Source organism: Mucilaginibacter sp. PAMC 26640, assembly GCA_001596135.1.
Classification (GTDB): Bacteria; Bacteroidota; Bacteroidia; order Sphingobacteriales; family Sphingobacteriaceae; genus Mucilaginibacter.
Genome location: CP014773.1, coordinates 1,574,053 through 1,587,721 on the forward strand (window position 1 = coordinate 1,574,053; position 13,669 = coordinate 1,587,721).

Consider the following 13,669-nt stretch of genomic DNA (forward strand, 5'->3'; position numbering starts at 1 on the left):
GAATATTTAAAGTATCTTTGAATATGCAAAGCATAGATGATTTAGATTTCTCGAAAACTTACACTTATGCTGATTATTACTCCTGGCACTTTGAAGAGCGGCTTGAATTAATTAAGGGTAAGATTTTTAGAATGAGTCCCGCGCCAGGGGGGAATCATCAAATTATATCAGTCAATATTTCAGGAGAATTATATACTTTTTTAAAAGGCAAGTCTTGCAAAGTGTTTGCTGCGCCCTTTGATGTCAGGCTTGTAAGGAACGAAAAAAGCGATAAAAAAGTAAAGACTGTTGTTCAGCCGGATGTGTGTGTGATTTGTGATTTAACAAAAATGGCTGATCCGCGAAGCTGTCTTGGGGCTCCCGAGATAGTGGTTGAGATTTTGTCTAAGGGTAACAACAAAAAAGAGATCAAAATCAAATACGATCTTTACGAGGAGTTTGGGGTAAAAGAATACTGGGTGGTTTATCCTGATGAGCAATCACTGATTAGGTACATCCTGAACGATGAAGGTAAATTTACCACCAATGGCGGTGCACTTACAGTTGGTGATACATTAACTACCCCGATTTTGCCGGGTTTTGAATTAGCAATGGACGATGTATTTGCTAATTTGTTTGAACAAGAATAAGGAATTAAACATACTTTGATAAGTAGTATATTTTAATGAAAGTTACAATTGATAATATAACCATTGAAGTAGAAGCCGGGACATCCATCCTGAATGCCGCAAGGATGATAGGTGGAGATATTGTCCCGCCTGCTATGTGCTATTACTCTAAGCTGGAAGGCAGTGGCGGTAAGTGCCGCACCTGCCTGGTACAGGTAAGCAAGGGTTCTGAAAAAGATCCTCGCCCCATGCCAAAGCTGGTAGCGAGTTGCCGTACTACTGTAATGGACGGTATGGAAGTAAAAAACATTTCATCACCGGAAGTGATTGAAGCGCGAAAAGGTGTGGTAGAAATGTTGTTGATCAACCACCCGCTTGATTGCCCGGTTTGCGATCAGGCCGGCGAATGCCACCTGCAGGATCTTGGCTATGAGCATGGCGCGGCTAAGACCCGCTACGAATTTGACCGCCGCACGTTTGAACGTATTGACATCGGTGACAAGATTCAACTGCACATGACCCGTTGCATCCTTTGCTATCGTTGCGTATTTGTTGCTGATCAGATCACGGATCACCGTATCCACGGTATTTTAAACAGGGGCGATCATTCTGAGATCTCTACTTACATTACCAAAGCGGTTGATAACGATTTTAGTGGAAATGTTATAGATGTTTGTCCTGTTGGAGCGTTAACCGATAAAACTTTCCGTTTTAAAAATCGTGTATGGTTTACCAAACCGGTAGAAGCACACCGCGATTGCCAAACCGAGGGCTGTAATGGTAAAGTAACATTATGGTATAAAGGTGAAGATGTACTGCGTGTTACGGCTCGTAAAGACGAATATGGTGAAGCAGAAGAATTTATATGTAATAGCTGCCGTTTCGACAAAAAGAAAACAGCTGATTGGGTGATAGAAGGTCCGCGTAAAGTATCCCACAAATCGGTTATCAGCTCTAATCATTACGATATGCTTAAACCATTGCCGGTTGTTAAAACCAACCTGGTGCTGCAGCAAGCAAATAAAGAACAATTTGAAAGGGAGACCCGCCTGTAATGCAACTTACTATAGCAGATATCGCCATAAAATTTGGGCTTATTATCATCATCTTTTTGATAAGCCTGGTAATCGCCATGTACTCTACTTACGCCGAGCGTAAAATAGCAGCATTCTTTCAAGATAGGGTAGGACCTAACCGCGCAGGGCCATGGGGGATTTTACAGCCTCTTGCCGATGGCGGAAAGATGTTTCTGAAAGAAGAGATCATCCCAACCAACGCAACACCGTTTTTATTCATCGTAGGTCCATCACTGGCTATTTTAACAGCCTGTATCGGTTCTGCCGTTATACCATGGGGACAAAACCTGGTGGTTAATGGCAAAGTAATTCCTTTGCAGGTAACTGATATCAATGTAGGTATCCTTTATATTTTTGGCGTTGTATCACTGGGTGTATATGGGGTAATGATAGGGGGCTGGGCATCGAATAATAAATATTCGTTGTTAGGCGCTATCCGCGCAGCATCACAAAACATTAGCTACGAAATTTCGATGGGCCTTTCCATCATCGCGTTATTGTTGGTTACCGGTACGCTCAGCCTGGGCGAAATCGCGCAGCAACAGCATGGCTGGCACTGGAATGTCATTTATCAACCGGTTGGTTTTATACTATTTCTGGTTTGTGCTTTTGCCGAAACTAACCGCACACCATTTGATTTACCAGAGTGTGAAACCGAGTTGGTTGGTGGTTATCATACCGAATATTCATCAATGAAATTAGGTTTTTACCTGTTTGCTGAATACATCAATATGTTCATTTCATCGGCGGTAATGGCTACATTATACTGGGGTGGATATAATTATCCGGGTATGGATTGGGTTACCGCGCACGTTGGCCCGGTAATAGGTCCGCTGATAGGTACGGCTGTTTTATTTACAAAAATATTTTTATTCATCTTTTTCTTTATGTGGGTTCGCTGGACTATCCCGCGTTTCCGATATGATCAATTGATGGACCTGGGCTGGAAGATTTTGATACCTTTGGCCATTGCTAACATTGTTGTTACCGGTATAGTTATTACTTTTTTATAATCGAGAGGGAGTTTTAGATCAATGGAATCATTAAGTAATAGAAAGAAGCAACTAGAGGTAAAGCCGCTCAATTTTTGGGAAAAGGCTTATCTTCCTGCTATTGTAAAAGGCTTGAGTATTACCATGGGCCACTTTTTTAAGAAACCGGTCACCATACAGTATCCGGAGCAAAAGCGGGAATTCTCTGAAAATTATCGTGGATTACATTCGCTGAAACGCGACGAGAATGGTAAAGAGCGTTGCACCGCTTGTGGCCTTTGCGCCTTATCGTGCCCTGCAGAAGCAATCACCATGACTGCTGCAGAGCGCCAAAAGGGTGAAGAGCATTTGTACCGGGAGGAAAAATATGCCGCTGTTTATGAAATAAATATGCTTCGCTGTATTTTTTGCGGTTTGTGCGAAGAAGCCTGCCCTAAAGAAGCTATTTATCTGGATGGCGACATCGTACCTTCAGATTACTTGCGTAAGGATTTTATTTATGGTAAAGATAAATTAGTAGAGGCTCCTTTAAATCAATAACAGAAGTTTTATACCTTTGCCCAGCTTTTGGCGACAGCACAGGTATATTGTAAAATATAAACATGAGTACATTTTACTTCATCGCGTTTTTATCAATATTTTTCTCGATACTGGTTATCTCTGCGAAGAACCCGGTACATAGTATCTTGTACCTTATCCTTACCTTTTTTACTTTCACCATCCATTACATTTTACTGAATGCGCAGTTTTTGGCCATCGTAAACTTTATAGTTTACATGGGTGCCATACTGGTGTTATTCCTTTACACGCTGATGCTCATCAATCTCAATAAGGAAAGTGAGCCTGTTAAACCATTTATGGTGAAGCTGGCAGCAGTTGTTGGGGCTGGTGTTTTACTTGTCGCGCTGGTTTCATCATTAAAGTCTCTTGGAGCCTCGGAGCCAGTGGTATTGAAGGACCCCGGGTTGGGATTGGTAAAAAATCTGGGAAAAGTATTATTTCATGAGTTCCTGTTGCCATTTGAAGTATCATCAGTATTGCTGTTATCGGCAATGGTTGGCGCTGTTTTACTGGCAACAAAAGATCCTAAAGAACAAAAAGCAACCATCTGATGGAAAGTTTAACCAATACCATGCACGCGGTACCGCTTAACCACTATATTTTGTTAAGTGCAATAATTTTTTCTATTGGGGTAATGGGCGTATTGCTGCGCAGAAACGCCATCGTAATATTTATGTCTGTTGAGCTAATGCTTAATTCGGTTAACTTACTCCTAACTGCATTTTCTGTTTATCGCGGCGATGCAGCGGGGCAAGTATTCGTGTTTTTTATTATGGCTTTGGCCGCTGCTGAAGTTGCAGTTGGTTTAGCGATTATCGTAATGATTTATCGCAATACTAACTCGATCGACATCAATGTATTAAACAGGTTAAAATGGTAAGCCCCCCAACCCTCTGAAATGAGGCTGGAGAGCGCAAAATAAAAAAAATTAAACTTTCTATTCACCCTTTAGGGGCTTAGGGGGCTAACGAACTATACAAATGGATAAATATATCTGGCTTATTCCTATATTACCTTTAGCCGGTTTTGTTATAAACGGACTTGGGCGTAATAGCTTGTCGAAAACGATCATCGGCGCTATTGGAAGCCTGATGGTACTAATTGCTTTCGGAATAAGTGTCACTGCTTTTTTTCAGATCAAGTCTACAGGTGTACCGATAAACGTGACCATTTTTGATTGGATTAGTGTTGGCGATCTTAAAATTCCATTTGCGTTCCTTATTGATCAGCTAAGCGCTATCATGCTTTTGATCATCACCGGCGTTGGTTTTCTCATCCACTTGTATTCTATTGGATATATGCATGATGATGCAGGCTTTGGTAAGTTTTTTGCCTACTTAAACCTGTTTGTTTTCTTCATGCTACTGCTGGTTATGGGCAGTAACTATGTCATCATGTTTATTGGATGGGAAGGTGTTGGTTTATGCTCCTACCTGCTTATCGGATTTTGGTATACCAATGGCAGCTACGCCGATGCTGCTAAGAAAGCGTTTATCATGAACCGTATTGGTGATCTAGGTTTCCTGCTTGGCATATTCCTCATCTCTAAATTTTTCGGTAGTATAGAATATACCAACGTATTCCACCGCGCGGCTTCTTTGCCTGGCGAAATCGGAGGCACGATGTTTACCGTGATCACGCTGTTGTTATTTGTTGGTGCAGTGGGTAAGTCTGCTCAATTGCCATTGTTTACCTGGTTACCAGATGCAATGGCTGGCCCAACACCCGTTTCAGCACTGATCCATGCAGCTACCATGGTTACTGCTGGTATTTATATGATCGCCCGCTCTAATATCCTCTTCAGTATGGCGCCGGATACAATGGAGGTTATTGCTATCATCGGCTTAGCCACTGCTTGTTTCGCAGCGCTGATTGCTTTAACGCAAACTGATATCAAGAAAGTCCTGGCCTATTCTACGGTATCTCAATTGGGATATATGTTTTTGGGTTTAGGCGTTGGTGCTTATACCGGTTCTTTCTTCCACGTTTTAACACATGCTTTCTTTAAGGCCTTATTATTCCTTGGTGCAGGTTCTGTGATCCATGCGATGGGCGGTGAACAGGATATGCGTAAGATGGGCGGACTCAAAGGAAAGATCAAGATCACTTTTATTACGATGCTGGTGGGCACGATCGCTATTGCTGGTATCCCCCCGTTCTCTGGCTTCTTTTCTAAAGATGAAATATTAGCAGCAGCTTTTGCACATAGCACTACATTCTACGTAATAGGTGTTATCACTGCAATGCTTACTTCTTTTTATATGTTCCGGATGATGTATCTTACCTTTTGGGGTAAGTTTCGCGGTACGCACGATCAAGAACATCATTTGCATGAGTCCCCACCAAGCATGACTATTCCTTTAATCGTCTTAGCAATCTTATCTGCTATCGGCGGTATTATTGGTGTACCGGCAGTAATGGGTGGGCATCACGAATTAGGCGCTTTTCTTGCACCAGTTTTTGAAGGATCCGCTAAAATTTTAGGCGAACATGAGCTGAGCCACAATACAGAAATTATTCTAATGGTGATATCAGTCGTATTAGCACTTGTTGCGATGGTTTACGCTTATATCAAATATGTAAAAAATGTAAGCCTTCCGGTCTCTGATGAAGAAGAACGTCCGGCACTGGCCAATCTATCCTATCATAAATTTTATGTGGATGAATTGTATGATACTATTATTCGTAAACCGCTGGATGCTATATCGGTATTTTTTTATAAAGTAGTTGAGTTAAGCGGAATAGATGGATTTGTGAATGGCCTGGGTAAAGGGACTTTAGAAACAAGTAAAGGCCTGCGCCTTTTGCAAACAGGTAATGTAGGTTTCTACATATTTATGATGGTGATTGGCATTATTGCCATTTTAGTGTACAGTTTAATTAAAATATAAAACGGTAGCGTTTTACCCAATAAAATGACGGTTAGCATTTTAATTTTTTTGCCAGTAGTTGCAGCTCTTTTAGTGCTGTTATTTAAGAATGATACAGCAAAGCATGCCGCCATGCTGTTTTCTGTTATCGAGTTTGGTTTAGCGCTTTATTTCCTGAGCGGTTTTGTAGCCGATGCTTCAACACAATACACCATTGACGCTCCCTGGATCCCGAAATTTGGGGTGTATTTTACTGCAGGAATTGATGGCATCAGTATGGTAATGGTATTGCTTACAACATTGCTGGTTCCGATTATCATATTAACAACTTATGAACATCAATATAAAAATGCTCCGGCATTTTATGCATTGATCTTATTCATGCAGGCAGGTTTACTCACCGTTTTTACAGCACTTGATGGTTTCCTCTTCTATGTAGGCTGGGAAGCTGCATTGATCCCGATTTATTTCATTTGCGCCTTGTGGGGCGGCGAAAACAGGATCCGTATCAATATTAAATTTTTCATATACACATTTGCGGGTTCCTTATTTATGCTGGTAGGTATCATTTACCTGTATCTGCAAACTCCGGATAAGGTTTACGATATTCATCATTTTTATAATCTTACACTGGATGCTAGTCGCCAGTCATGGGTTTACCTGGCGTTCTTCCTGGCTTTTGCTATTAAGATGCCGCTGTTCCCTTTCCATACCTGGCAGCCGGATACTTATACGGAGGCACCAACTGCCGGTACCATGATGCTTTCGGGCATAATGCTTAAAATGGGCATCTATGGTGTTATCCGTTGGATGATCCCAAATGCTCCGCTTGGTTTTTTAAGCTGGGCAAACGTGTCGATCATATTAGCGATAACAGGAATTGTATACGCATCACTGATCGCCTTTAAACAGATTGATGGTAAACGTTTGGTAGCTTATTCTTCAATAGCTCACGTTGGTTTGATCGCTGCCGGAATCTTCGCCTGGAACATTTACGGTGTACAGGGCGCCATGATCCAGATGTTGAGCCACGGTATAAATGTGGTTGGAATGTTCTTCATCTGGGATATTATCTCTCGTAGATTAGGGACAAGGGATATTAGCAAATTGGGCGGTATCGCAAAAATTGCTCCTAATTTTTCTATCGCATTTTTAATCATCGTACTCGGTACTGTTGCCTTGCCATTAACCAACGGCTTTGTTGGTGAGTTTTTATTGCTAAGAGCGGTATTTCAGATCAGCACTTATGGTTTGCTTTATTCGGGAATTGCCGGTTTGACAATTATTTTTGGTGCAGTGTATATGCTTAGGATGTACAAAAATGTTATGCAGGGCGAATTGAATACCCTCACCGCCACATTTACCGATATCAAAGGTTCAGAGAAGCTGGCGTTAGGTATCATCTGCGCATTGATCATCGTCATCGGTGTATATCCGCAACCATTATTGCATATATCAGAAGCAGCCGTAACCAATCTTGTGGATACAGTGAACCATAAATTCATTACAACGAAATTTTAGAATACAGATATACCCTTAAGAAATGACTACATTAATTATCATATCTGTTTTGCCGATAGTATTGCTGTACTTAGGTTTATATAAAGCGCAGAAGGCACTCTTACCGGTTGCCATAGCGGGTATGTTGCTTGCTTTAGGTGCTGCGGTAATGCAATGGAATAACAATGCAGAGGCTATTTATTCCGGAATGATGCTATTTAATAACTTTTCTATCGCATTTTCGGTAGTAAGCATCATTTCAACTATCCTTATCATGATGTTATCTAAGGGGTACTTTGAAAAGATCAGCAGTCATATCGCAGAATATTACGCGATCATACTTTTCTCGTTAGCCGGGATTATCGTTATGGTGAGTTATCACAACTTAACTATGCTGTTCATCGGCATCGAAATCATGTCGGTAAGTTTATACATCCTTGCCGGAATCCGTAAAAATGATTTTGCATCAAACGAGTCTGCCTTAAAATACTTCCTTATGGGAGCGTTCTCTACAGGCTTCTTGTTGTTCGGTATTACCCTGATCTACGGCGCATCCGGTTCTTTCGACCTTGATGCTATTCGCGATTACGTAGTCACAAATCCCCATACTATTGATCCGATCTTTTATACCGGTGTATTGCTGATCATTGTCGGTCTTTGCTTTAAAGTAGGTGCGGCGCCGTTCCACTTCTGGACACCTGACGTGTACGAAGGCGCACCTTCGCTGATTACTGCATACATGTCTACTGTGGTTAAGGCAGCTGGCTTCGCAGCATTTTTGCGTTTGTTTTCTGCATGCTTTGCTCCTATTGCCGAATTCTGGTCGCCGGTATTGCTGGTTATTACCATTATTACGTTATTGCTGGGCAATATCACAGCATTATATCAGCAAAGCTTTAAAAGAATGCTGGCTTTTTCCAGTATCTCCCATGCAGGTTATTTGATGTTTGCTATAGTTGCCCTTGGTGCAGCATCCGCTAATTCGGTATTTGTATACGCTACTGCGTATTCAATAGCATCTATCATTGCTTTCGGCGCATTGGTTTTGGTAAGGCAACAAACGGGCAGCGATAATTTTGAAGGCTTTAATGGTCTTGCCCGTAAAAATCCCTTTCTTGCGTTGGTGCTTACCATAAGTATGCTTTCTTTAGCGGGTATTCCACTAACGGCAGGCTTCATTGGTAAGTTCTTCATGTTTTCAGGGGCATTGTTGCAATACAAATACCTATTGGTGATCATTGCAGTGGTGAATGCTATCATTAGTATATTTTACTACTTCCGGGTTATTATTGCAATGTATTTCCGCAGTGCAGAACGTACAGAATTGGTTATACCTCCGTATTATAAATTCGTTCTGGGTTTTTCGGCAGTGATAACAATAGCTATTGGCGTGTACCCTTCATTGATATCCAGTCTTATTTAATTCAACCCTAAAGAACTTTTCCGTTTAATATTTGTAGTTTTACGGATAGACTTAATGGAAGATTTTTGGGAATACCTGCGAACATTAACCGACGCACAATCCATTATAAGCAGTGGCGGGTTCTACCTATTGCTTATCGTGGTTTTTGCTGAGACCGGCTTATTTTTTGGTTTCTTTCTGCCAGGCGATTATTTGTTGTTCCTGGCAGGGATACTCAGCGCGGCCGGGATTATACAAGTTCCAATTTATGTTTTGGTGCTTTCATTAATCGGGGCAGGTGTTTTGGGCAATTTTGCAGGGTACTGGTTTGGGTACCGAACAGGGCCCGTTCTATTCAACAGAAACGATTCTTTGTTTTTTAAAAAGCGCTATATTGCAGTAGCTGAACAGTTTTACGCAAAATATGGCGGAATGGCCCTCATTTTAGGCAGATTTTTCCCTATTGTTAGAACTTTTGCTCCTATATTTGCAGGAGTTGTTAAGGTTGACATAAAAAAGTTCACCCTATATAACATAATTGGCAGTGTTGCGTGGGTTACCACACTAACTCTGGCCGGATATTTCTTAGGCAGGCGGTTTCCGCAGCTTAAAGATTATATGCAATACATCATACTTGGACTAATAATAATAACAACTGTGCCGCTTATTGCAACATTTGTAAGGAATAAATTTACGAAAACGGACGACCAATAAACAACACATATACCAAAATGAGTACTCAACATCCTTGGCACCAGGTTTCACCGGGCGAAAATGTTCCTGAAATAGTGAATGCTATAATTGAGATCCCTAAAGGATCTAAAGCAAAATATGAGATAGATAAAGACTCTGGTCTTTTAAAGCTGGATCGTGTTTTGTTTTCTTCTGTAATGTATCCTGCCAACTATGGCTTTATTCCTCAAACTTATTGCGACGACAAAGATCCGCTTGATATCCTTGTATTATGTTCTATCGACGTTTACCCGATGAGCATCATCGAAGCAAAAGTTGTTGGTGTAATGCATATGGTGGATAACGGAGAGCAGGACGACAAGATCATCGCGGTTGCGAAAAATGATATGTCAGTAAACTACATTAACGATTTGAACGAGTTGCCGCCACATGCGATGACGGAAATTGTGCGCTTTTTCAAAGATTATAAAAAATTGGAAGGCAAGAACGTAACAATTGAACATTTGCTGGGTTTACGTTACGCACACAAAGTAATACAAGAAAGCATGGAACTTTATAAGTCCACTTTCCCTGTTTACCAATCATAACTTGATGGACCCCGCGCATTACGAAATAAATATTTTCTACATTTTCCTGACCATATTTTTGGTTTTGCTCAACGGTTTTTTCGTTGCTGCGGAGTTTGCAATGGTGCGGGTACGTGGTTCTCAAATAGAACTAAAAGCAAAAAGCGGCAGCGGCGTTGCTAAAATTGCCCGCGGCATTTTACACAATTTGGATGGATACCTGGCTGCAACGCAGCTAGGTATTACCATTGCCTCGCTTGGCCTTGGTGTGGTTGGTGAAGAAGTAGTAACCAACATTGTCCTGACCGGTTTTTTAAAACTGGGCATAACGCTATCCCCTGGTTTTATCACGGCCAGCCACGTAGTGGCTTTCTCGGCCATCACCATATTGCACATCGTATTTGGTGAACTTGCTCCAAAATCATTAGCTATTCAGAAATCAGTACGTACAACGCTCGCGGTGTCATTACCGTTGCGATTTTTCTTTGTGGTGTTCCGTCCCTTTATTTGGTTGCTTAATGGCTTTGCTAATTTTATTTTAAAGTTACTCGGGATTCAAACCCTGGAAGGTGGCGAAGCGCATCACAGCTCTGAAGAATTGCAATACCTTTTAGATCAGGGTAAAGAGACCGGTGCGTTGGATTCAAACGAGCATGAGCTGATCCAGAATGTGTTTGATTTTAACGAGCGGGTAGTGAAGAATATCATGGTTCCGCGAACCAAAATTTCGGGTATTGAAATTGATACGCCAACAGAGGAGTTGCTGGAAATACTGATTACGGAAGGATATTCGCGCATGCCCGTTTACGATGAAGTGATTGATAAGATTATTGGTATTGTGCATGCCAAAGATATTTTGCCTTTGTTAGCACGTGGCGAAGAGATTGTGCTGAAGAATATTATTCGCAAACCATACTTTATCCCCGAAACTAAAAAGATAAACGATCTGATGGCTGAATTGCAGCAGAAACGCATCCAGATAGCCATTGTATCTGATGAGTTTGGCGGCACTGCCGGTATGGTAACTCTGGAAGATATTGTTGAAGAATTGGTAGGTGAGATTCAGGATGAGTTTGATGAGGAAAAACCGATTGTAGAAAAGGTGAACGAACGCGAGTTCATAGTGAACGCCCTGGCACCAATTTACGATGTAAATGAACACCTGCCCCACGACTTACCAGAGGATGGTGACTTTGATACGGTATCCGGGTGGTTGGGGCATATCTTCGGTAAAATTCCTGACGTTGGCGAGCAAAAAGAATCTAATGGGTATAATATTACCGTGCTTAAAAAATCTGACCAAAACATTGAATCAGTTAAGCTGGAGTTACTGATCAACGAGGAAGACGCAGTAGACCTGCACTGATAATTTAAATTTTATTAATCGGAAGATTTAATCATAGCTTTGTGTTATTGGCTTACGCTTTTAGCTTCAACTATGCATTTGTTTTACACGCCCGGCATTGACCCTACATTATCCCAATACTTTTTAAGCGAGGAAGAAAGTAAACATGCTGTGCGCGTTTTGCGTATGGTTAATGGCGAACCCGTTACCTTGATTGACGGTATGGGAGGCTTGTACAGTGCTGAGATAAAAGATGCGCACCCCAAGCGCACTATCCTGCAGATAAATTCAGTAGAAACTGATTTCAATAAGCGCAATCATTACTTGCATATCGCAATCGCTCCAACAAAAAATATTGAACGTATAGAATGGTTCCTGGAGAAGGCTACCGAAATAGGCATAGATGAGGTCTCGCTGATCATCTGCCAGCGATCTGAACGAAAGGACGCTAAGGTTGAGCGTTTGAACAAGATCATTACCTCAGCTATTAAGCAATCCCTTAAAGCATACCATCCAATACTAAACGAAGCCTTATCTTTCAGTCAGTTTCTTAAAAAAGATTTTGACGGGCAAAAATTTATAGCGCATTGCGAAGAAGGTGTTAAAACCGGCCTTGCGCAAACTTTAAACAAACAAAGCCGCTATTTAATATTGATTGGGCCCGAAGGTGATTTTAGTCCGCAGGAAATAGAATTGGCTTTGCAGAATGGGTATAAACCCATAACTTTAGGTAACAGCCGCTTGCGTACCGAAACGGCAGCACTGGAAGCCTGTTTTGAAGCTAACTTTTTAAACCGGATATGAAAAACGCTATTTACGTGATTGTGTGCATATCACTGGTGTTTTGCATCTGTAGTTTTACCGCTCCGTCATATAAAATGGGGCGTATTAAATATAATGGAGGCGGCGATTGGTACGGTGACCGTACAGCTTTAGTTAACCTGATTAAATTTTGCAATGAAAATTTAAAAACCAATTTCCAACCGGATGAAGAAACGGTAGAGGTTGGCAGTGAAGAGTTATTTAATTATCCATTTGTTTTTATGACCGGGCATGGCAATGTGGTCTTCAACGATCAGGAAGCTAAAAATCTACGCAAGTATTTAACAGGTGGTGGCTTTTTACATATTGACGATAACTACGGCTTCGATCAGTTTATCAGGCCGCAAATGAAGAAGGTGTTCCCCGAATTGGACTTTGTGGAGTTGCCTGCTAATTATGCCATTTATCACCAAAAATATAACTTCCCGACGGGCCTTCCAAAGGTTCACGAACACGATGGCAAACGCCCCCAGGGATTTGGCCTGATATATAAGGGACGGTTAGTATGTTTTTACACTTTCCAATGCGATTTGGGTAATGGATGGGAAGATTTGGGCACTTATGCAGGCGATAGCCAGCAAACCCGCCTTAGAGCCCTGCAGATGGGCGCTAACTTGGTACAGTATGTATTTACCAAATAATTAAATATATGCTGATTTTTATGATGATTAATTCCATAGCATGTACAAATTAAAAGTTAACAACAAGCACAGTTTTGAAGTTGAAATGCAAAACAGGGAATTGCAGGTTGATGGCCTTACAATTGATGCTGATGTAAAAAAGATTAATGTCAATTCATATCATGTCATTAACAACGATACGTCGTATAGTGCTGAAATTGTGAGCTTTAACAAGGCAAATAAAACAGCTGAAATTAAAGTCAACAATAATATATACTCGGTGACTGCAAAAGACCAGTTTGACGTGCTGTTGGATAAAATGGGCTTGAGTAGCTTAAATACCGTAAAAATAAGTGATATCAAAGCGCCTATGCCCGGGTTGGTGTTAAAGATGTTGGTTGAAGTTGGGTCGGAAGTAAAGAAGGGCGATAACCTGTTTGTACTTGAAGCGATGAAAATGGAAAACATTATAAAATCGCCGGCAGATGTAATTGTTAAGGCAATTAAGACAAAGCCCGGTGATAAAGTGGAAAAAGGCCAAATATTGATGATATTTTAACCTCAGTTACCTTATATTTCTATAATATTGAGATTTCTTTAACGAAAGCCGTAAT

15 protein-coding genes are annotated in these 13,669 nt (G+C 41.2%); all 15 read left to right on the forward strand.

Annotation, left to right across the window (positions count from 1 at the left end):
• The first annotated feature begins 23 nt into the window (after positions 1-23).
• The 15 genes from A0256_06800 (at position 24) to A0256_06870 (ending at position 13,614) form a co-directional block, all read left to right on the forward strand.
• Positions 24-629, forward strand: a complete 606-nt coding sequence (locus tag A0256_06800) for a hypothetical protein (GenBank protein AMR31152.1) — start codon at positions 24-26, stop codon at positions 627-629.
• 35 nt (positions 630-664) lie between these two features.
• Positions 665-1,663 carry an NADH dehydrogenase gene (locus A0256_06805; protein ID AMR31153.1) on the forward strand — a complete coding sequence of 333 codons (999 nt, stop codon included), beginning with the start codon at positions 665-667 and terminating at the stop codon, positions 1,661-1,663.
• Complete coding sequence (locus A0256_06810; GenBank protein ID AMR31154.1) at positions 1,663-2,697, forward strand: NADH:ubiquinone oxidoreductase subunit H; 1,035 nt, start codon at positions 1,663-1,665, stop codon at positions 2,695-2,697. The genes A0256_06805 and A0256_06810 overlap by 1 nt, the downstream gene beginning before the upstream one ends.
• Before the next feature lie 21 nt (positions 2,698-2,718).
• Positions 2,719-3,216 (forward strand): NADH-quinone oxidoreductase subunit I, encoded by a 498-nt coding sequence (locus tag A0256_06815; protein ID AMR31155.1) that lies wholly within the window; start codon positions 2,719-2,721, stop codon positions 3,214-3,216.
• 62 nt (positions 3,217-3,278) lie between these two features.
• Positions 3,279-3,788 carry an NADH dehydrogenase gene (locus A0256_06820; protein ID AMR31156.1) on the forward strand — a complete coding sequence of 170 codons (510 nt, stop codon included), beginning with the start codon at positions 3,279-3,281 and terminating at the stop codon, positions 3,786-3,788.
• A complete protein-coding gene (locus tag A0256_06825; protein AMR31157.1) occupies positions 3,788-4,117 on the forward strand; it encodes an NADH-quinone oxidoreductase subunit K in 330 nt (109 codons plus the stop codon). Before A0256_06820 ends, A0256_06825 begins: the two co-directional genes overlap by 1 nt.
• A 100-nt stretch (positions 4,118-4,217) precedes the next feature.
• Positions 4,218-6,128: an NADH-quinone oxidoreductase subunit L gene (locus A0256_06830; protein AMR31158.1), complete on the forward strand. Its 1,911-nt coding sequence runs from the start codon at positions 4,218-4,220 to the stop codon at positions 6,126-6,128.
• A 24-nt stretch (positions 6,129-6,152) separates the two neighbouring features.
• Positions 6,153-7,628 carry an NADH dehydrogenase gene (locus tag A0256_06835; protein AMR31159.1) on the forward strand — a complete coding sequence of 492 codons (1,476 nt, stop codon included), beginning with the start codon at positions 6,153-6,155 and terminating at the stop codon, positions 7,626-7,628.
• Positions 7,629-7,650: 22 nt separating this feature from the next.
• Positions 7,651-9,030: an NADH dehydrogenase gene (locus tag A0256_06840; GenBank protein AMR31160.1), complete on the forward strand. Its 1,380-nt coding sequence runs from the start codon at positions 7,651-7,653 to the stop codon at positions 9,028-9,030.
• Positions 9,031-9,084: 54 nt separating this feature from the next.
• On the forward strand, positions 9,085-9,723 hold the full coding sequence (locus A0256_06845; GenBank protein AMR31161.1) for an alkaline phosphatase: 639 nt from the start codon (positions 9,085-9,087) through the stop codon (positions 9,721-9,723).
• A gap of 17 nt (positions 9,724-9,740) precedes the next feature.
• Entirely contained in the window at positions 9,741-10,289 is a 549-nt protein-coding gene (locus A0256_06850) for an inorganic pyrophosphatase (protein ID AMR31162.1), read from the forward strand.
• A gap of 4 nt (positions 10,290-10,293) precedes the next feature.
• Positions 10,294-11,634: a hemolysin gene (locus tag A0256_06855; protein AMR31163.1), complete on the forward strand. Its 1,341-nt coding sequence runs from the start codon at positions 10,294-10,296 to the stop codon at positions 11,632-11,634.
• Between the two features lie 72 nt (positions 11,635-11,706).
• Complete coding sequence (locus A0256_06860; protein AMR31164.1) at positions 11,707-12,417, forward strand: 16S rRNA (uracil(1498)-N(3))-methyltransferase; 711 nt, start codon at positions 11,707-11,709, stop codon at positions 12,415-12,417.
• Entirely contained in the window at positions 12,414-13,076 is a 663-nt protein-coding gene (locus A0256_06865; protein AMR31165.1) for a hypothetical protein, read from the forward strand. Before A0256_06860 ends, A0256_06865 begins: the two co-directional genes overlap by 4 nt.
• Positions 13,077-13,116: 40 nt before the next feature.
• Positions 13,117-13,614 carry an acetyl-CoA carboxylase biotin carboxyl carrier protein subunit gene (locus A0256_06870; GenBank protein AMR31166.1) on the forward strand — a complete coding sequence of 166 codons (498 nt, stop codon included), beginning with the start codon at positions 13,117-13,119 and terminating at the stop codon, positions 13,612-13,614.
• Positions 13,615-13,669: the final 55 nt, after the last annotated feature.